Here is a 19,171-nt window from a genome sequence, read left to right on the forward strand (position 1 = left end):
CAAAAAGAGCATTAACAGAAAGAGAAGCAATAAAGATGCAGATGGATTTTTATTGAAATTGAGTAGTGATATTGTGTTTCAGTTCTTTTTTATCATTTTAGAAATACCACAGACAAGCTGAACGATAATCTCAAAAGAGTTAAAATTTGGACTTATAACTTTGAAAAGACTGTCGATTTGTTTATTTGTTTTACATTTATTCAGGTTTTCTCTCCAGTGGATGCAGAGAACAAAAAATGAAATCAAGCTTATACAATTCATTAGCTAGTTTTTTTATGATATTTTTGATACTCAGAACTTTGCATATATCATTCGTATCTCATTTTCCAATAATGCGCGATTTCTGTTGTGACGAGAGAAATTGTCTTTGCAGATTCCAGAAAAATTCAACTGTCGGGTAGGTTATAAAACCATAATTGATTGCTGTTTGTCACGACAACACTTCCAGAAGAGCTCCGGCGGATAATATTTCTTGATGCATTCGCTACTTTCCAAATTCTATACACTCTTTTTCGCAAAATCGTGAATTTGCAAAAAATCAGATTATTATGCAGATGCTCTTTTCTTCGATATTAATAAAGCGCAATCCTCTTTTTTTGCTTTTTCAGGTATAGGTGAAGTGCTAACCATGATTAAAAATAAATACTTTTAAAAACCGTTTGCAACACTTTTACTGAGAAACATGGAAGATTTGATTATAGTTAGCGCTATTAATTTTCAAAGGATGTTCTTTATTGGCAACTTGTAGCATTTCTAGCTTTAAATCTTCTCTTATCATCATATCTATATTGTTACGAATATCGGGTGAAAGTGTGTGAGCGGTGATGTCTTTAGGCATGGTTACGGTCTTTATTTGATAAACGATACGGTTTGTTGCAATCGGACCTTTTATGATTCCATAATGACCTTGTGGACCAGAGAACAATGTTTGAACACCTTCAGCTCCAAGAATTTCAGATGAATCTTGGCGCCGTAAGGTTTGTGTCGTTTGTTTTGTGATACCAAGTGCGCGAGCGAGAAAAACAAGACTTTTCCCTTCAGTAAGCTGTTTGAGAGCACCTTCGGCTTTTTCATCAAGAAGGCGTTTGGTTTCTTCACTTTTCCATTGAGAAATGACATCTTGCTTGGCTTCTTCGAGTGTTTTATCACGGGCAGGGATAATGGCATCTACTTTATACCAAAGATAGCCCCCTTCTTGAAGAGAGAGTGGATCAAGGTCAGCACCTTCATTTGATTGATAGAGTGCGTTCAATAAAATGTCTTTCTGAGGTAAATTGGTGAGTGTTATACCTTCAATTGTTTTTCCTGTTTTATCAAGGGTGATTGTACGCAGAGGTAATTTGTATTGCTCAGAAAGCTCTTTGAGAGAAGCTCCCTCAAAACGCGCATTTTCAATTGCTGTATAACTATTGCGCATCTCATCTGCAGCGCGATTTTTTGCAAGCGTTTGGCGAATATCTTCTTCTACCTTTTCAAAGGGAATAGAGGCTGAAGGTACAATATGTGTTACGCGAATGATAACAGGCCCTTGTAAATCATTGATCACAGCACTGATTTGTCCTTGTTTGAGTTCAAAAATTTCAGATGCTAGATGACTAGGAAGTTCACTTTCTACAAGGGGACCTTTTGTTATCTCTTTGAGAGTCTTTTTCTCAGCTTTAACAAGTTCATCAAAACTCAATCCATCGGTTATTTTTTTTGCTGCATTATCGGCAGCTTCGCGTGTAGGGAATCGTAATTCCTCAATCGTGCGTTTTTCAGGAGCAATAAAACGCGAGGCATTCTGAGTATAATAGGCTTTAGCCTCATCTACCGAGATATTTTCAGGTTTTACAAAATCAGAGGGCTTCATAGATAATAAAGAAATAGTGCGGTATTCCGGAGCACGAAATTCATTTCTATGAGTCTCAAACCATTTTTGTAATGTTTCTTGATCGGGGTCAGTGATTGTTTCCTTGTCTTTTAAATTGATAATGAGATAATCGGCAGTACGCGTTTCTCCTTGATAAAGAGCAAGTGCTTTATAAAAAAGATCTGGTGCTTTCATCCCAGACAGTGAAGCTGAAATGAGCTGATTACGTTTTTCTTTTTTTGTGTAATAATCAAGAAAGGTATTTTCACTAATACGTAATTGTTGAAGATAGTTGCGAAACAAATCTTGACTGAAAGTACCGTTTTGCTGAAATATATGATCAGAACCAATGGCACGGGCTATAGTGTCTTTTGAAAGATTGATTTCCATTTGGCGCACTTGTTCATCAAAAAGCACATCCTGTTGCAATTGATTGAAAACAAAAGCAGGAATTCTGTATTTTTCTATTTCATCTGGTGTAAACATTCGTCCAAGATGAGATGTGAGCGCTAAACGTAAGCTTTGATCGGCAAGTGCGAGGCGATAAACATCAGTATTTATTGAAGATTTTCCAGCGGAGATAAGGTCTTTTTCACTCTTCGTATGCAATTGTGGTATTCCCCATAAAAGGACGAAGCATAAGAGTAATATAGCTAAAAAAATCCTAGCAATCCAAGAGTTTGTGGTGTTTCTTATGATGTCAAGCATCGTTCAATTCCATCCATTAGCGCAATTATCACCAAATCAGTAATGGAATTTGCAATAAAGATGCATAAGATGCAAGCTTAAAGACTTGCTTTCGCTGTGTAATTTGATACCTAAAATAATAAAGATGTGTTGTGAGGGCTCTTGAGGTGAAAATATGGCTCCAAATATTAGGCCTTTGATTGCTGGAAATTGGAAGATGAATGGAACAGGTGAATCGCTTGGAGAATTGCGTGCTATTGCTGCTGGCATTAACTCTGATTTAGGCCGTTTGTTCGAAGCGCTTATTTGTGTTCCGGCAACACTTTTATCGCGTGCTTCCGATGCGTTAGGTGGAGAAAATCTTCTTTTAGGAGGGCAAAATTGTCATTTTGATGATTATGGTCCTTATACTGGAGATATTTCAGCTTTTATGCTTAAAGAAGCAGGAGCAAGCCATGTTATTATTGGGCATTCAGAACGTCGCACAGTTTATAAGGAAAGTGATGCAATTGTTTGTGCCAAAGTGAAAGCAGCGTGGCGAGCTGGTCTTATTGCTCTTGTTTGTATTGGGGAAACATTAGAAGAGCGCGAAAGTAATAAAGTGTTGGATGTGCTCATGCGGCAGCTTGAGGGATCTTTGCCAGATGGTGCAACAGCAGAGAATATCATTATCGCTTATGAACCTGTGTGGGCTATAGGTACAGGCAATACGGCTACTACAGCAGATGTTGCAGAAGTACATGACTTTATTCACAACAAAATGCGCTCTCGTTTTGGTGATGATGGCAGCAAGATACGTTTGCTTTATGGTGGCTCAGTAAAACCATCCAATGCATTTGAACTTTTGAGAATCGCTCATGTTAATGGTGCTCTGATAGGTGGAGCAAGCTTAAAAGCGATTGATTTTTTAACTATTTGCGATGTTTATCGCAAATTATAACAAAGGAACCTTTGTTTCCCCCTTGGATTGTGTGCAATTTATGTGTAAATAGCCATAAATAGTTATTTGAAGAGCAGGATTTATGCAAACAGTACTTATTGTTATCCATTTTTTGGTTGTTATTACTTTGGTTGGTATTATCTTAATCCAGCCTTCTGAAGGTGGCGGGCTCGGTGTTAGTAGTGGCTCGGGATTGATGAGAACACGTGGGTCAAAAAATGCGTTGTCTCGTTTAACGGCTATTCTGGCATGCTGCTTTTTTGCAATATGTATTGGGCTTACCGTGGTGGGGAGTATATCGAACTCCAGTTCTGATATTCTCAAGCGTATTCCGGTTAATTCAGAACAAAATTCTATAAATAAAAGCACTTCAGAAACCGCGCCCTCATCAGAGGATGGATCTTCCCCTTCTATTCTTGAGCACTTGGGTGGTGCTTCGGTTCCAGCTCAAGAACAGAACAAATCTGCTGCTCCAGCAACTGAGAGCCCAGTTCCACCTCTCCCTGAAAGTTCAGTCCCGAGTGATAGTACAAAGTAATTTTTTCAGAGAATTATAGTTTCAAAAAAGGTGATTTTTTCACCTTTTTTATTTTACAGAAGGAAAATTGTTTCTTTTTGCATTTTTTTCTGGAAAAATCATTATAAACCGCTTATCACCATAAGCCCATGACACGTTATATTTTTATTACTGGTGGTGTGGTTTCTTCCCTTGGAAAAGGCATTGCAGCAGCAGCGTTAGCTGCGTTATTGCAAGCTCGTGGGTATCGTGTACGGCTTCGCAAACTTGATCCTTATTTGAATGTTGATCCAGGCACAATGTCACCTTATCAACATGGTGAGGTATTTGTGACCGACGATGGTGCAGAAACGGATCTTGATCTTGGTCATTATGAGCGTTTTACAGGACGTTCTGCGAATAGCCAAGATAATATTACGACAGGGCGTATTTATCAAAATATCATTGAACGAGAACGACGCGGTGATTATTTGGGGGCAACAGTCCAAGTTATTCCTCATGTTACCGATGAAATTAAGACATTCATTACTACAGGAAATGAAGAATTTGACTTTGTTTTATGTGAAATAGGTGGAACGGTTGGTGATATTGAAGCAATGCCTTTTCTGGAAGCGATTCGCCAGATTCACAATGAATTACCAAGGCAAAATGTTATTTATGTACATCTTACATTAATGCCTTATATTCCTTCGGCTGGTGAATTAAAAACCAAACCAACGCAACATTCCGTCAAAGAATTACAATCAATTGGTATTGCACCCGATATTTTGTTGGTGCGTGCAGATCGGCCTATTCCAGAAACAGAGCGGTACAAATTATCACTTTTTTGTAATGTTCGCTCAAGTGCAGTTATTCAGGCATTGGATATGCCAACGATTTATGATGTTCCTATAGCATACCACAAAGAGGGGTTAGATTCAGAAGTTCTTGCCGCTTTTGGAATGAATCCGACACCTAAGCCAAAAATGGATCGATGGGAAGATATTACATATCGGATTCACAATCCTGAAGGGGAAGTTACAATTGCTGTCGTTGGAAAATATACTGGATTAAAGGATGCGTATAAATCTCTCACCGAGGCGATTGCACATGGTGGCTTAGCCAATAAAGTAAAGGTTAATATTGAGTGGATTGAAGCGGAACTTTTTGAAAAAGAAAATCCTGCATCCACTTTACAAAAGGTCCATGGAGTTTTGGTTCCTGGTGCGTTTGGGGCGCGTGGTACAGAAGGTAAAATTCGAGCAATTCAATTTGCACGGGAGCGTAAGGTTCCGTTTTTAGGTATTTGCCTTGGGATGCAATTGGCTTGTATAGAGGCTGCGCGCAATCTTGCACATATTGAGGATGCTTCATCAAGTGAATTTTGTGAGACAACAAATCCAATTGTAGGTTTAATGACAGAATGGCTTAAAGAAAATGTTCTTGAGAAGCGTACAAAAAGTGGAAATCTCGGTGGCACAATGCGTCTTGGTGCTTTCGCAGCTAAATTAAAGGAAGATAGTCATATTGCAAAAATTTATGGAATGACGAAGATTCACGAGCGGCATCGTCATCGTTATGAAGTAAATATTGATTATAAAGAGAAGCTCGAACAGTGTGGCTTGATTTTTTCTGGTATGTCTCCGGATGGGATTTTGCCAGAAACGATAGAATATGCAGATCATCCATGGTTCATTGGTGTTCAATATCATCCAGAACTGAAATCACGTCCATTTGATCCGCATCCACTTTTTTCTTCTTTTATTGAAGCCACTATAGAGCAGAGTCGATTAGTTTAGTTCATAAATTTGGTTACTTACTTTTGAGGAATAAGATGTCTCAGCCAAATGCCATTGTGAAAGTTGGAAATATTGTTTTTTCAAATGAAGCACCTCTTTCATTAATTGCAGGTCCGTGTCAGATGGAAAGTCGAGAACATGCTTTTGAAATGGCTGGTCGGATTAAAACAATTACAGATCAAATTGGTATTGGGTTTGTTTATAAATCCAGTTACGATAAAGCCAACAGAACATCCTTGAGTGCGGCACGTGGTATTGGCCTTGAAAAAGCGATGGCTATCTTCTCCGATCTGAAGAAGGAATTTGGTTGTCCGGTATTGACTGATGTGCATACAGAAGAGCAATGTACAGCTGTTGCTTCTACGGTAGACGTTCTGCAAATACCCGCTTTTTTATGTCGTCAAACAGATCTTTTGGTGGCAGCAGCCAAAACAGGGTGTGTTATTAATATTAAAAAAGGTCAATTTTTGGCTCCGTGGGACATGGAAAATGTTTTAAAAAAGGTTGTTCAAAGCGGTAATCCGAATGTTATGCTTTGTGAGCGAGGCACTTCATTTGGTTATAATCGACTTATTTCTGATATGCGTTCATTACCCATTTTGCGTTCATTTGGGGCACCTGTTATTTTTGATGCAACACATTCTGTTCAAGAGCCGGGAGGCAAGGGTGATTCGTCTGGTGGACAACGTCAATTTGTTGAATTTTTAGCGCGGGCGGCTGTTTCTGTTGGGGTTGCAGGTGTTTTCTTAGAAACACATCAAGATCCAGATAATGCACCTTCTGACGGGCCTAATATGATTAAAATTGATAATTTACAAAGACTTCTTGAGACTTTAATGGAATTTGATTATCTGTCCAAAAAAGTGACTTAAATATACAGTGACAGAGGATATTCCATCATTATGGCGTTTAGAATGAAGCGAGACTTTTGTTGGAGAAGGGAACTCATATGACTGTAATTGTTGATATCATTGGTCGTGAAGTGCTTGATAGCCGAGGAAATCCAACAGTAGAGGTTGACGTTCATTTGGAAAATGGGGCTTTTGGTCGTGCTCTTGTTCCTTCAGGGGCATCTACAGGAGCACATGAAGCTATCGAGCTTCGTGATGGTGGCGTGCGCTATCAAGGGAAAGGTGTTGAAAAAGCTGTTGCAGCAGTAAATGGCGAAATTCTTGAGGAACTTGGTGGGCGAGATGCAAGAGATCAAATTGCTATTGATCAAGCAATGATCGCTTTAGATGGAACGCCAAACAAAGCACGTCTTGGTGCCAATGCACTTCTTGGCGTTTCATTGGCTGTTGCAAAAGCAGCTGCGGAATCATTATGTTTGCCTCTTTATCGTTATATTGGGGGTATACAAGCGCATGTTCTTCCAACGCCAATGATGAATATTATTAATGGGGGCGTACATGCTGATAATCCGATTGATTTTCAAGAATTTATGATTCTTCCAGTTGGGGCTCCTACTCTGAAAGAAGCAATCCGCTATGGGGCTGAAATTTTTCATACCTTAAAAAAACGCTTAAAAGATGCAGGTTATAATACTAATGTTGGTGATGAAGGTGGTTTCGCACCCCAATTTAAAAATGCCGAGCAGACACTTGATTTTATTATGGAATCTATAATAGCGTGTGGGTATAAACCAGGTGAACAAATTGCACTTGGTTTAGATTGCGCTGCAACCGAATTTTATAAAAATGGTTCTTATTTTTATAAAGGTGAGGATGAATGTCGTGATGCTCAAAAACAGGTAGATTATTTGGCACAACTTGTTGAAACTTACCCTATTATTACGATTGAGGATGGGATGGCCGAGGATGATTGGGAAGGTTGGAAATTACTGACTGATTCGATAGGTAAAAAATGTCAACTTGTTGGCGATGATTTATTTGTAACAAATTCAGCGCGTTTGCACGATGGTATCAAGATGGGGGCGGCTAATGCTATTCTTATTAAAGTTAATCAGATTGGCACTTTAAGTGAGACGCTTGATGCTGTAGAAACAGCCCATAAAGCAGGTTATCGTGCTGTTATATCTCACCGTTCAGGCGAAACGGAGGATTCTTTTATTGCTGATCTCGCTGTTGCAACGAATTGTGGGCAGATTAAAACGGGTTCGCTTGCACGTTCGGATAGATTAGCAAAATATAATCAGCTTATTCGCATTGAAGAGATGCTAGGGGCACAGGCATGTTATGCAGGTGATTGGCGTCGTTAATGGCTAATGAAAAAAACATTTTTTTCATTAACTGAATAAAACGATTAAATTTGATGGTTTTATCGATAATAAAAGCATAACTATTTCATAGGTGATTAAAGATGAGAGGTATAATTATTAGTCAGGATCAAGAAGCTTATCTTGTCTCTGCTGATGATGGTAAGCGTTATCAATTCGCAACTTTGGATTGGTTAGGAAAAACTCCACCGAGGATAGGAGAGGCGGTTGATTTCGTATGTGAAGGTGATGTTATCAATTCTGTCTTTCCATTGTTGCCACAAGATTCGGAACCTACAAGACCGATGCTCACACTCATTTGTTGGTTCACTGGTATATTTGGTGTTCACCGTTTTATGGTTGGTAGAGTTTGGACTGGTGCTTTAATGCTTATTCTATCTTTATCCATTGTTGGGTTGATAATTACGGGGATTTGGGTAATTGTTGATTTTATAGTTATTGCGGCGGGGAAATTTACTGACAAAAATGGCAACAAAATTACACGTTGGTAGAAGTTTTGCATTACAAATAAAATATAAAGAGTAAATAAGATCGTTTACTTTTTTACAGTAAATGTATTAAGTGAAAATAATAAATTATTTTGGCGTGTATTTTTGTTAAGATATTGAAGAAATCATGCACAGTTGATTAAGAGTATAAAAAGGCTGTGCATATTTTATGAATAAAGCAGTAGTGCGAATCGGTTAGCGCGCTTGTATGACCGTTTATAGCGGTGGGAAATTTTAAATTATTGGGGAATTTCAAGCTTTTTAATTATCATATTTATTCTGATGAGTACAGCTTGTATTCATACGGTGGAGCTTATCAACATATTATCAAGACAGCAAAAAAATTTTTATAAATAACACGTAAGTAACAATTATAGGTGGTACAGATAAAAGGTAGAATTATTGGTCAGGATCAAAGTGCTTATCTCGTTTTGGGTGATGATGGTAAGCGCTATCAATTCTCGAGTTGGGATTGGTTAGGAAAAACTCCACCGAAGGTAGGTGATATCGTTGATTTTGTATGTGAAGGGGATACCATTAAATCTGTTGTCCCTCTTTTGCTGCAACAACAGTCAGAACAATCACAAGTGGTAGTAGCGATCGTTTGTTGGTTTTTTGGTGTATTAGGAATCCACCGCTTTATGGTTGGTAAAATTGGGACTGGTGTTTTAATGCTTATTCTGTCTTTATCAGTTATTGGATTGGCTGTGTCTTTGATTTGGCGAACTGTTGATCTTATATTTATTTTAACAGGAAAATTTACTGACAAAAATGGGAATAGAGTTATAAATTAGTAGATACAAAAAGTTATAATATAACAGAAGCTAATATAGCATAATTTTGTTATGTTAAAGGTATTATTAATATGTAATAATAAATTGATTTTGTGTAGGCTTTTGGTAATGAGGTATTAATCAAAGTTATGCATAGTTGGGCTAAATGTGAAAAAGATTGGCTATTAAAGACTGTGCTATTTTATGTGGACAAAGCAGAAACGCAAATCGATCAAAATGCGCTTTGTACTCCCACTTATGACAGTGGGAGTTTTGAGCTATTTCAGTTATCATATTTATCATGGTGAGTATGGATTGTATTCACGTAGTGAAGTTAATCAACATATTATCGAATTAGAAGAAGAGCTTCATAAGGTAGAATCTGAACGGATGTTCATTGAAAAGCGTATTTCTCTTTTGCGCAATGGGTATATTGAGAAGGATATGTTGGATGAGTACGTTCGGAAGAATTTAAATTTTTCCAAACCCAATGAATTGACAATTTTAATTCCTTCAAATGATATTAAAAATTAATTAGAAACCGCTTTATTTCAAAAAATATTTTAACACAATCCCCTCAGATATCATCCAAGTTGATTGATAATGCTTGTAACTTTTGTTCGTAAAGGTTATTCCTAAACAATCATAAAAGGGAGTTTAATATGGCAGAACGATCTAAAAAAAATTCTGCGTCGGTGGTGCATACGGCATTATCAAACACCACAAAGAGAGCACAAATAGTCACTTTTACCAAAGAAGAGGAGATCGATGCCTATCGTGAGATGCTTTTAATTCGTCGTTTTGAAGAAAAAGCGGGGCAGCTTTATGGTATGGGGCTTATTGGTGGATTTTGTCATCTTTATATTGGGCAAGAAGCCGTTGTTGTTGGAACACTGAAGGCAGCAAAAGAAGGTGACCAGGTGATAACATCTTACCGAGATCATGGTCACATGTTGGCGGTTGGGATGAGTCCACGTGGTGTTATGGCTGAATTAACGGGGCGTCGAGGTGGCTTTTCTAAAGGGAAGGGTGGCTCGATGCATATGTTCTCTAAAGAAAAGAATTTTTATGGTGGACATGGTATTGTTGGTGCGCAGGTTCCTATTGGTTCAGGTTTGGCATTTTCGAATCAGTACCTTGGTAAAGATAATGTGACATTGGTTTATTTTGGTGATGGTGCCGCAAATCAAGGGCAGGTTTACGAAAGTTTTAATATGGCTTCACTTTGGAAGCTTCCTGTTGTCTATATTATTGAAAATAATCAGTATGCTATGGGAACATCAGTTGCACGTGCATCTGCAGAGACTGATTTTTCCCGTCGCGGTCTTTCTTTTGAAGTTCCAGGCATTGTTGTTGACGGTATGGATGTTCGAGCAGTAAAAGGAGCTGCTGATGAAGCAATTACTTGGGCCCGTTCTGGTAAAGGGCCTATCATTCTTGATATGCAGACCTATCGCTATCGTGGTCATTCCATGTCTGATCCAGCAAAATATCGTTCAAAGGAAGAAGTCCAGAAAATAAAAGAAGATCAAGATCCGATTGATCAGGTAAAAAATAGAATTCTTAAACAAGGCTTTGCGAACGAAGACGATTTAAAGTCTATTGATAAAGAGGTGCGTGCGATTGTTGCTGATGCGGCAGATTTTGCGCAAAGTGATCCAGAGCCAGATGCTTCTGAGCTCTATACTGATGTTTTAGTTTGATGCGAGGGAAGCAAGTATGTCTATTGATATTTTGATGCCGGCGCTTTCACCAACGATGGAAGAAGGTAAATTGTCTAAATGGCTCAAGAAAGAAGGCGATAAAGTTAGCTCTGGTGATGTAATTGCTGAAATTGAAACTGATAAAGCAATGATGGAAGTAGAGGCTGTTGATGAAGGTACTCTTGGTAAAATTTTTGTGCTTGAAGGTTCTGAAGGCGTAAAGGTGAACACTGTTATTGCAGTATTGTTAGAAGAAGGTGAAAGTGCTGATGATATTTCACAGACTGCTGATACTTTAAATAAGTCTAGGGGAGAAGCTTCCTCTCTTTCTTCCGTGATGCCCGAACCTCCTACTTTTGATATCACCTCTGATTCTGATATTCCAGCAGGGACGCAAATGGTTACGATGACGGTGCGTGAAGCGCTTAATCAGGCTATGGCTGAAGAGATGCGGCGTGATGAAATGGTTTTTCTCATGGGGGAAGAGGTCGCGCAATATCAAGGTGCCTATAAAGTTAGCCAAGGTTTATTGGAAGAATTCGGGGAACGCCGAGTTATTGATACCCCAATTACAGAACACGGTTTTGCGGGATTGGCTGTTGGAGCGGCATTTGGAGGATTGCGTCCCATTGTTGAATTTATGACATTTAATTTTGCCATGCAGGCGATTGACCAGATTATCAATTCGGCAGCAAAAACCCGTTATATGTCTGGTGGACAAATGTCTGCGCCCATGGTTTTTCGTGGTCCAAATGGTGCAGCTGCGCGTGTTGGTGCACAGCATTCTCAGTGCTATGCCGCATGGTACAGCCATATACCAGGTCTGAAAGTTGTTATGCCTTATAGCGCTGCAGATGCAAAAGGTTTGTTGAAGGCTGCTATTCGTGATGACAATCCTGTTATTTTCCTTGAAAATGAAATTTTGTACGGCCATCAATTTGACGTTCCCCAAATAGATGATTTCATTTTGCCTATTGGTAAGGCGCGCCTTCATAAGGCTGGTCAAGATGTTACGATTGTTGCCTATGGGATTGGAATGCATTACGCGGTTCAAGCGTTACCTGAAATTGAAAAACTGGGGATTGATGTTGAATTGATTGATTTGCGAACTATTCGCCCAATGGATCTTGCGACAATTCTTGCTTCAGTTAAAAAAACAGGTCGTTTGGTAACGATTGAAGAGGGATATCCTCAGTCATCTGTTGGCACTGAAATAGCAACACGTGTTATGCAGCAAGCTTTTGATTATCTTGATGCACCAATTGCTACAATTGCCGGCAAGGACGTTCCCATGCCTTATGCTGCCAATCTTGAAAAATTGGCTTTGCCTAATATCGCTGAAATTGTTGAAGCCGTTAAGGCTGTGACTTATAGAGCATAACGGAGGAAAGCACTATGCCCATTAAGATTACGATGCCTGCGCTTTCCCCTACGATGGAAGAAGGAAATTTGTCAAAATGGAATGTCAAGGAAGGAGATAAGGTTTCCTCCGGTGATGTTATCGCTGAAATTGAGACGGATAAGGCGACGATGGAAGTTGAGGCCGTTGAGGAAGGCACAGTTGCTAAAATCGTTGTTCCTGCTGGAACGCAGGGTGTTAAAGTGAATTCTTTAATCATTGTTTTAGCAGAAGAAGGTGAAGATTTAGCTGAAGCTGCAAAGGTTGCAGAAGAAGGTTCCTCCTCTTTTGCAATCAAAGAAAAAGAGTTACAGAGTGTCAAACAGACAGACACAACAATGATGCAAGTATCTCATTTATCGCCAGTTCAACAATCAATACAGCAAGATAAAAGGAATATACGTCTTTTTGCTTCTCCTTTGGCGCGGCGGTTAGCAGCTCAGGCGGGGATCGATTTATCACTTGTTTCAGGCAGTGGTCCACAGGGGCGTATTATCAAGCGTGATGTAGAAAAAGTTATGAGTGGCGGTGTTTTTGAAGATTCATATTCATCACAAAATATACAGCCTGTAGCTCTAGGTATTTCTGACGAACAGATACTAAAACTCTTCAAAGAGGATGAATACACATTTGCACCCCATGATAATATGCGTAAAACAATCGCCAAACGTTTGGTAGAATCAAAGCAAACAGTACCACATTTCTATGTGACAGTGGAGTGTGAACTCGATGCGTTATTAGAGCTGCGTACACAATTGAATGCTGCTGCTCCAATGGTTAAGATGCAAGAAGGATCGAAGCCTACTTATAAGATTTCCGTTAATGATATGGTTATTAAAGCTGTAGCACTTTCCTTAAAGGCTGTTCCCGATGCCAATGTATCTTGGCTTAAAGGTGGAATACTCCGTCACAAACACTGTGATGTTGGTGTTGCTGTCTCTGTTGCGAATGGATTAATTACACCAATTGTTCGCCATGCAGAGGAAAAATCTTTGTCAATGATCTCCAATGAAATGAAAGATTTTGCAAAGCGTGCACGTGAACGCAAGTTAAAAATGGAAGAATATCAGGGGGGGACAACAGCTGTATCAAATATGGGAATGTATGGTGTGAAAAGTTTTTCTGCTATTCTTAATCCACCGCATGCGACGATTTTTGCGATTGGTGCAGGTGAACAGCGTGCAGTTGTTAAAAATGGTGCATTAGGGATTGCGACAGTGATGTCGGTCACACTTTCTGCTGATCACCGTGCTGTTGATGGTGCGTTAGCAGCAGAGCTTGCACGTACTTTTAAGAAGATGATTGAAAATCCATTAGCAATGTTAATTTGAGTTGTTTAAAGGTGCTTCATGTGAGTCATTTGTGCGTGTGGTATGTCAATATGACAAAAGCCGAATTTAAAGAGCTTGAAGGATGGTATTATGGCACTTTCTAATTTGGTAAAGGCATTTATGTGAAGCTTGGAATGAAAAACACAAGAAAATTCTTTCATATTGTTTTTTTGGTTTTTAAGCTTAAAGAATGCGTATCCATTTTATGTATATCCATGGAGGAATGACTGTGGTGAATCTTTATGATGTAATTGTGATTGGATCGGGTCCTGGTGGATATATAACCGCGATTCGTGCGGCACAATGTGGTTTCAAAACTGCGATTGTTGAACGTGAACATTTAGGTGGGATTTGCTTAAATTGGGGATGCATCCCCACAAAGGCACTCTTACGTTCAGCGGAAATGAAGCATTTTGCTGAACATGCGAAAGATTATGGTCTAAAGCTTAACGGTTCAATTGAAGCAAATATCAAAGATGTTGTGGCACGTTCACGTGGAGTTTCAGCACGTTTAAATGCTGGTGTTGGTTTTTTGATGAAAAAAAACAAAATTGATATTATTTGGGGTGAAGCTAAGCTTACCAAGAAGGCAAAAGGGAGTGAGCTTGCGGAAATTATGGTTTCTTCATCTTCCAAACCGATTATGCAACCACAAAATCCGATCCCCAAAGGAACATTAGGAGAGGGGAGCTATCAAGCAAAGCACGTCATTATTGCAACGGGTGCACGTCCTCGTGTTCTTCCTGGTATTGAGCCAGATGGAAAGCTTATTTGGACTTACTTTGAAGCTATGATTCCTCACACAATACCGAAATCGCTTTTGGTCATAGGATCAGGGGCAATTGGTATTGAATTTGCCTCTTTTTATCATGATATGGGGGCGACGGTAACTGTTGTTGAAATGATGCCTCATATTATGCCTGCTGAAGATGTTGAAATTTCAACATTTGCTCGTAAGCAGTTAGAGAAGAGAGGTATACGAATCCTCACGCAAGCAAAAGTAACAAAGGTTGAAAAAGCTTCTGATTCTCTCACCGCGCATATTGATGTGAAGGGTAAGACAGAAGCAATCACAGCTAATCGGCTTATTTCAGCTGTTGGGGTTCAGGGTAATATTGAAAATCTTGGATTGGAAGCATTAGGTATAAAAACCGATCGCGGATGCATCGTAACTGATGAATGGAGTTGGACGGGGGTGGAAGGCATTTATGCTATTGGTGATGTAGCAGGTCCTCCTATGTTGGCACATAAAGCAGAAGAAGAAGGTGTGATATGTATTGAGCATCTTGCAGGTTTGAAGAGTGCTCATCCGCTTGATAAAAGAAAAATTCCAGGGTGTACATATTGTACACCACAGGTTGCCTCTGTAGGGCTTTCAGAAGCAGCAGCGAAAGAAGCTGGCTATGATATACGTATTGGTCGTTATTCCTTTTCCGCTAATGGTAAAGCAATTGCTTTAGGGGAAGATCAAGGATTAGTGAAAACGATTTTTGATAAAAAAACAGGACAGCTTCTTGGTGCACATATGGTAGGAGCAGAAGTAACAGAACTGATTCAAGGTTTTGTTATTGCTATGAATCTTGAAACAACTGAGGAAGAATTGATGCATACCGTCTTTCCACATCCAACATTGTCGGAAATGATGAAAGAAAGTGTATTGGATGCTTATGGTCAAGTTCTAAATGCTTGATGGCTGGATTGTATGAAAAATCTTGTATTTTGTGATTTTTCATCGGCGTTCCATTATAAAAAAGGCAGAGGCTTAAATGGTTACGGTTGTTGATAGAGTTACGAATAGACGTCTGCGTCATCCTGAGAAGGCGCATCGTCCAGATACAAGTATTCAGAAAAAACCAGATTGGATTCGTGTAAAAGCGCCAACATCACAGGTATATAAAGAAACGCATGGAATTGTGCGTGCCAATAAATTGGTGACTGTCTGTGAAGAAGCTGGGTGCCCAAATGTTGGTGAATGTTGGAGCCAGAAGCACGCCAGCTTCATGATTTTAGGTGAGATATGTACACGGGCTTGTGCTTTTTGCAACGTTGCAACAGGTATTCCACTTGCAGTGGATGAGAATGAGCCAGAACGTGTAGCAGATGCTGTTGCACAGATGGAATTTAAACATGTTGTGATTACATCTGTTGATCGTGATGATCTTGCAGATGGTGGTGCACAGCATTTTGCAAAAGTTATTTATGCTATTCGTCGAAAGTCTCCCAAGACAACAATTGAAGTTCTTACACCTGATTTTCGCCATAAGGATGGCGCGTTAGAAATCGTTGTTGCTGCTAAGCCTGATGTTTTTAACCATAATTTGGAAACAGTTCCCTCTAAATATTTAAAGGTTCGTCCAGGAGCGCGCTATTTTCATTCAATTCGGTTGTTACAACGCGTTAAAGAACTTGACCCAACAATCTTTACAAAATCAGGTATTATGGTTGGGCTTGGGGAGGAGCGAAATGAAATTCTTCAATTGATGGATGATTTACGCTCTGCTGATGTTGACTTTATGACAATAGGGCAATATTTGCAGCCTACACGAAAGCATCATCCGGTTATTCGTTTTGTACCTCCTGAGGAATTTGAGTCTTTTGCCAAGATTGGTAAAGTGAAAGGGTTTTTGCATATGGCTTCCAATCCTCTGACGCGTTCATCTCATCATGCAGGCGATGATTTTGCGATTTTGCAAAAAGCGCGGGATGAAAAATTTGCTTTACAGAGATAGTTATGCCGACTTTTACAACACATCGGTTAATTGCCCATAGTGCTCGTGAAATGTTTGATCTTGTTTCAGATATTGAGCGTTATCCTGAATTCTTACCGATGTGCGAGGCTTTGATCGTACGTTCTCGGAAACAATGCGAAGAAAAGACATTGCTTCTTGCTGACATGACGGTGGGTTATAAAGTTATCCGAGAAACTTTCACGACCCAAGTATCTCTTCAGCCGAAGAAAAATCTTATAGAGGTTAAATATATTGATGGTCCATTCAGATATCTTGAAAATCGTTGGGTTTTTCATCACATTGAGCATACCAAAACATGTAATGTAGAGTTTTTTATTGATTATGAATTTAAAAACAAAATGCTTGGATTGGTGATGGGTTCAATGTTTGATATTGCTTTTCGTAAGTTTACCGATGCGTTTGAAATGCGTGCTGATCAGATTTATGGCTCCTCGATAACGTAATTTATTCAGTTGATTTTCTTACGTGACGCCTTATGCCATGTCATGGACTATAATTATGGTGATATGCAATCTGGAAACTCGATATAGGAATATCATTGGAGACATTCTAGGATCATTTTCAAAGCATTTTCAACGGTTTCATAACGGATAGCTTTACGATCAAGATTTCTAAAGTGCATTTCTTTGTGCAGAGTTTTATGATTTTTGTAAGCAACTGCGCAATGCACAAGACCTACAGGTTTATCAAGACTTGCACCTCCTGGACCAGCAATTCCTGTTACAGAAACAGCAATTCCAGCTCGTGAATATTTTAATCCACCCTCAGCCATTGCAAGAGCAACTTCTTTTGAAACGGCACCATAGGTTTTTATAAGTTCAGCGCATACGCCAACAAGGCGCGTTTTAGCTTCATTTGAATAAACGACGAATCCACAATCGAGTACATCTGATGATCCTGCAATATTAGTGAGATTTGCAGCAATGAGGCCCCCTGTACAAGATTCAACAGTTGTTAAGAGCAAATCTTTTTGGCGACAAGCTGCCAGAACTTCATGTGCTTGCTTTTCACAAAAATATGTCATTTGGAAATTCCTCCTGGATAAAGGACGCTTGCTGTTGCAAAAGCAGCAATGCCCTCTTCACGACCAATAAATCCAAGCTTTTCATTTGTTGTCGCTTTAATGGAGATTCGATCGGGTGAAATTGTAAGTATATTTATAAGATTTTCTGTCATTTGATGACGATAGGGGCCAATTTTAGGGTTTTCAGCGATCAGTGTGATATCAACATTGGCAATACGCCCTCCTGCTTGTTTTACAATATCAAGAGCATGACGGAGAAAAATTTCTGATGATGCATTTTTCCATTGTGGATCAGAGGGAGGGAAATGTGTGCCAATATCTCCAGCACCTCGCGTAGCGAGCAGGGCATCTGTTAGCGCATGAAGTGCAACATCAGCATCGGAGTGTCCATTTAATTTTTTATGAAAAGGAATTTTTATACCACATAAAATAAGAGAAGTTCCTTCTTCGAAAGAATGAATATCATAACCATTGCCGGTACGGATATCAGGAAACATTTGCATTTTTTTCTGGAGATACAAATGTGCAGTATTAAAATCTTCGTGCCATGTAATTTTTATATTGTTAGGATCCCCAGGAACGGTGCGCATAGGAATTCCAAACCATTCGGCAATTGCGGAATCATCGGTAAATTCTTTTTTGCAAGTTTGCATTGCTTTTTCATGAGCATCTAAGATGCGTTCAAAGGGAAAACACTGTGGAGTTTGTGCACTATAAAGATGCGTGCGTGGAATTGTTTCTAAAACATGATATGTACTATTGACGCGTTTAAGAGTATCAGAAATGGCGAGAACGGGAAGAACGCCTTCTTGATGATTGACAGTGGTATGGATTTTCTCAAAGAGGTTATTTTCAATAAAGGGGCGTGCACCATCATGAATGTGCACATATTGGGGCTTAAAGTTTTTAAGTGCATGAAGTCCACGTAAGGTGGATATTTGACGTGTATTCCCTCCTTCAACAATGATAAGCTGCTCTTTAAAATCAACGATAGCTTGCTCACAGATTTGGTGGTCTTCTGGATGAATAACAAGGACAATTGTTGTGATGGCTGGATGTTGCGAAAAACAACGCACAGTATGACAAATAACCGGCTCTTGTCCTAAAAGTCGGTATTGTTTTGGGATTTTTTGTAGAGATCCTGCTCTTTCACCGCGTCCAGCGGCTAATATTATTGCTGCAATAGAAATGCTTAATTCCCTTTCATATGATCTCGGTTTCCTTTCGTATTATTTCAATTGGTTGTTTCATGGTCATCAATCTTTAATCGATTTCGAAAGGATGGTCGTTGTAGATCCGCAAGGGATGTCACTGATAAGACATCAAAAAAAGCATTTAATGCTTTTTGAAGTGCCGTATTTAAACCACAAAAACTTATTAGTGGGCAGTCAGGTTCTGAAGTATCAAAACATTGTGCCATGGAAAAGTTATCTTCTGTTACTTTCACAACATCAGCTACTGAAATTTCTGTTGCAGGTTTAGCCAGTTTAACACCGCCATTTCGTCCTCGTACTGTTTTTATAAAACCTGCTTCAACAAGTGGTTGAAGGATTTTAAGTAAAAAAAGCTCGGAAATGGCATATGCTTTGGCAATTTCTGGAACACGGCTTAGAGATTCCTGATTATCAGCACAATACATAAGCATCCGGAGGGCATAATTGGTCTGTTTTGTTAACCGCATCTTATCTCCTTA

18 protein-coding genes are annotated in these 19,171 nt (G+C 39.3%); 14 read left to right on the forward strand and 4 right to left on the reverse strand.

Annotated features, from left to right (window positions below; genetic code table 11):
* Positions 1 to 670: 670 nt before the first annotated feature.
* A complete protein-coding gene (locus tag ACKC4Y_RS02255; RefSeq protein WP_409361789.1) occupies positions 671 to 2,560 on the reverse strand; it encodes a peptidyl-prolyl cis-trans isomerase in 1,890 nt (629 codons plus the stop codon).
* 154 nt (positions 2,561 to 2,714) lie between these two features.
* On the opposite strand from ACKC4Y_RS02255, the gene tpiA reads away from it, so the two are divergent.
* The 14 genes from tpiA (at position 2,715) to ACKC4Y_RS02325 (ending at position 16,897) form a co-directional block, all read left to right on the forward strand.
* Complete coding sequence (gene tpiA, locus ACKC4Y_RS02260) at positions 2,715 to 3,479, forward strand: triose-phosphate isomerase (protein ID WP_409361790.1); 765 nt, start codon at positions 2,715 to 2,717, stop codon at positions 3,477 to 3,479.
* Between the two features lie 82 nt (positions 3,480 to 3,561).
* Positions 3,562 to 4,017 carry a preprotein translocase subunit SecG gene (gene secG / locus ACKC4Y_RS02265; RefSeq protein WP_409361791.1) on the forward strand — a complete coding sequence of 152 codons (456 nt, stop codon included), beginning with the start codon at positions 3,562 to 3,564 and terminating at the stop codon, positions 4,015 to 4,017.
* Positions 4,018 to 4,145: 128 nt separating this feature from the next.
* Positions 4,146 to 5,774, forward strand: a complete 1,629-nt coding sequence (locus tag ACKC4Y_RS02270) for a CTP synthase (RefSeq protein ID WP_409361792.1) — start codon at positions 4,146 to 4,148, stop codon at positions 5,772 to 5,774.
* 35 nt (positions 5,775 to 5,809) lie between these two features.
* Entirely contained in the window at positions 5,810 to 6,646 is an 837-nt protein-coding gene (gene kdsA, locus ACKC4Y_RS02275; protein ID WP_409361793.1) for a 3-deoxy-8-phosphooctulonate synthase, read from the forward strand.
* A 77-nt stretch (positions 6,647 to 6,723) separates the two neighbouring features.
* Positions 6,724 to 7,992 carry a phosphopyruvate hydratase gene (gene eno / locus ACKC4Y_RS02280; RefSeq protein ID WP_409361794.1) on the forward strand — a complete coding sequence of 423 codons (1,269 nt, stop codon included), beginning with the start codon at positions 6,724 to 6,726 and terminating at the stop codon, positions 7,990 to 7,992.
* A gap of 101 nt (positions 7,993 to 8,093) precedes the next feature.
* A complete protein-coding gene (locus tag ACKC4Y_RS02285; RefSeq protein ID WP_409361795.1) occupies positions 8,094 to 8,501 on the forward strand; it encodes a TM2 domain-containing protein in 408 nt (135 codons plus the stop codon).
* A 383-nt stretch (positions 8,502 to 8,884) separates the two neighbouring features.
* A complete protein-coding gene (locus ACKC4Y_RS02290; RefSeq protein WP_409362128.1) occupies positions 8,885 to 9,292 on the forward strand; it encodes a TM2 domain-containing protein in 408 nt (135 codons plus the stop codon).
* Between the two features lie 183 nt (positions 9,293 to 9,475).
* The gene (locus ACKC4Y_RS02295) at positions 9,476 to 9,805 is read left to right on the forward strand and encodes an FtsB family cell division protein (protein WP_409361796.1); all 330 of its coding nucleotides are present in this window, start codon (positions 9,476 to 9,478) and stop codon (positions 9,803 to 9,805) included.
* Between the two features lie 128 nt (positions 9,806 to 9,933).
* Positions 9,934 to 10,974, forward strand: a complete 1,041-nt coding sequence (gene pdhA, locus ACKC4Y_RS02300) for a pyruvate dehydrogenase (acetyl-transferring) E1 component subunit alpha (protein WP_409361797.1) — start codon at positions 9,934 to 9,936, stop codon at positions 10,972 to 10,974.
* Positions 10,975 to 10,990: 16 nt separating this feature from the next.
* A complete protein-coding gene (locus ACKC4Y_RS02305; protein ID WP_409361798.1) occupies positions 10,991 to 12,355 on the forward strand; it encodes a pyruvate dehydrogenase complex E1 component subunit beta in 1,365 nt (454 codons plus the stop codon).
* A 14-nt stretch (positions 12,356 to 12,369) separates the two neighbouring features.
* Complete coding sequence (locus tag ACKC4Y_RS02310; RefSeq protein ID WP_409361799.1) at positions 12,370 to 13,704, forward strand: pyruvate dehydrogenase complex dihydrolipoamide acetyltransferase; 1,335 nt, start codon at positions 12,370 to 12,372, stop codon at positions 13,702 to 13,704.
* A gap of 229 nt (positions 13,705 to 13,933) precedes the next feature.
* Positions 13,934 to 15,394: a dihydrolipoyl dehydrogenase gene (gene lpdA / locus ACKC4Y_RS02315; RefSeq protein ID WP_409362129.1), complete on the forward strand. Its 1,461-nt coding sequence runs from the start codon at positions 13,934 to 13,936 to the stop codon at positions 15,392 to 15,394.
* A gap of 76 nt (positions 15,395 to 15,470) precedes the next feature.
* A complete protein-coding gene (gene lipA / locus ACKC4Y_RS02320) occupies positions 15,471 to 16,433 on the forward strand; it encodes a lipoyl synthase (protein WP_409361800.1) in 963 nt (320 codons plus the stop codon).
* Positions 16,434 to 16,435: 2 nt separating this feature from the next.
* Positions 16,436 to 16,897 (forward strand): type II toxin-antitoxin system RatA family toxin, encoded by a 462-nt coding sequence (locus ACKC4Y_RS02325; protein WP_409361801.1) that lies wholly within the window; start codon positions 16,436 to 16,438, stop codon positions 16,895 to 16,897.
* Positions 16,898 to 16,989: 92 nt separating this feature from the next.
* Here ACKC4Y_RS02325 and ACKC4Y_RS02330 read toward each other — a convergent pair whose 3' ends face one another.
* Genes ACKC4Y_RS02330 through rirA form a run of 3 tightly spaced genes read right to left on the reverse strand, consistent with a single transcriptional unit; the run spans position 16,990 to position 19,159 of the window.
* Positions 16,990 to 17,478 (reverse strand): CinA family protein, encoded by a 489-nt coding sequence (locus ACKC4Y_RS02330; RefSeq protein WP_409361802.1) that lies wholly within the window; start codon positions 17,476 to 17,478, stop codon positions 16,990 to 16,992.
* The gene (locus ACKC4Y_RS02335; RefSeq protein ID WP_409362130.1) at positions 17,475 to 18,668 is read right to left on the reverse strand and encodes a bifunctional 2-C-methyl-D-erythritol 4-phosphate cytidylyltransferase/2-C-methyl-D-erythritol 2,4-cyclodiphosphate synthase; all 1,194 of its coding nucleotides are present in this window, start codon (positions 18,666 to 18,668) and stop codon (positions 17,475 to 17,477) included. Before ACKC4Y_RS02335 ends, ACKC4Y_RS02330 begins: the two co-directional genes overlap by 4 nt.
* 44 nt (positions 18,669 to 18,712) lie before the next feature.
* Entirely contained in the window at positions 18,713 to 19,159 is a 447-nt protein-coding gene (rirA, locus tag ACKC4Y_RS02340) for an iron-responsive transcriptional regulator RirA (RefSeq protein ID WP_409361803.1), read from the reverse strand.
* Positions 19,160 to 19,171 lie beyond the last annotated feature (12 nt).

Origin of the sequence: Bartonella heixiaziensis (genome assembly GCF_046245125.2) — a bacterium.
Taxonomy (GTDB): Bacteria; Pseudomonadota; Alphaproteobacteria; order Rhizobiales; family Rhizobiaceae; genus Bartonella; species Bartonella heixiaziensis.

Coding starts and splice junctions, on each gene's coding strand:
- eno (WP_409361794.1), top strand. CDS start 6,724: ATGACTGTAATTGTTGATATCATTGGTCGTGAAGTGCTTGATAGCCGA.
- ACKC4Y_RS02325 (WP_409361801.1), top strand. CDS start 16,436: ATGCCGACTTTTACAACACATCGGTTAATTGCCCATAGTGCTCGTGAA.
- pdhA (WP_409361797.1), top strand. CDS start 9,934: ATGGCAGAACGATCTAAAAAAAATTCTGCGTCGGTGGTGCATACGGCA.
- tpiA (WP_409361790.1), top strand. CDS start 2,715: ATGGCTCCAAATATTAGGCCTTTGATTGCTGGAAATTGGAAGATGAAT.
- ACKC4Y_RS02270 (WP_409361792.1), top strand. CDS start 4,146: ATGACACGTTATATTTTTATTACTGGTGGTGTGGTTTCTTCCCTTGGA.
- kdsA (WP_409361793.1), top strand. CDS start 5,810: ATGTCTCAGCCAAATGCCATTGTGAAAGTTGGAAATATTGTTTTTTCA.
- ACKC4Y_RS02330 (WP_409361802.1), bottom strand. CDS start 17,478: ATGACATATTTTTGTGAAAAGCAAGCACATGAAGTTCTGGCAGCTTGT.
- lipA (WP_409361800.1), top strand. CDS start 15,471: ATGGTTACGGTTGTTGATAGAGTTACGAATAGACGTCTGCGTCATCCT.
- rirA (WP_409361803.1), bottom strand. CDS start 19,159: ATGCGGTTAACAAAACAGACCAATTATGCCCTCCGGATGCTTATGTAT.
- secG (WP_409361791.1), top strand. CDS start 3,562: ATGCAAACAGTACTTATTGTTATCCATTTTTTGGTTGTTATTACTTTG.
- ACKC4Y_RS02305 (WP_409361798.1), top strand. CDS start 10,991: ATGTCTATTGATATTTTGATGCCGGCGCTTTCACCAACGATGGAAGAA.
- ACKC4Y_RS02310 (WP_409361799.1), top strand. CDS start 12,370: ATGCCCATTAAGATTACGATGCCTGCGCTTTCCCCTACGATGGAAGAA.
- ACKC4Y_RS02295 (WP_409361796.1), top strand. CDS start 9,476: ATGTGGACAAAGCAGAAACGCAAATCGATCAAAATGCGCTTTGTACTC.
- ACKC4Y_RS02285 (WP_409361795.1), top strand. CDS start 8,094: ATGAGAGGTATAATTATTAGTCAGGATCAAGAAGCTTATCTTGTCTCT.
- ACKC4Y_RS02255 (WP_409361789.1), bottom strand. CDS start 2,560: ATGCTTGACATCATAAGAAACACCACAAACTCTTGGATTGCTAGGATT.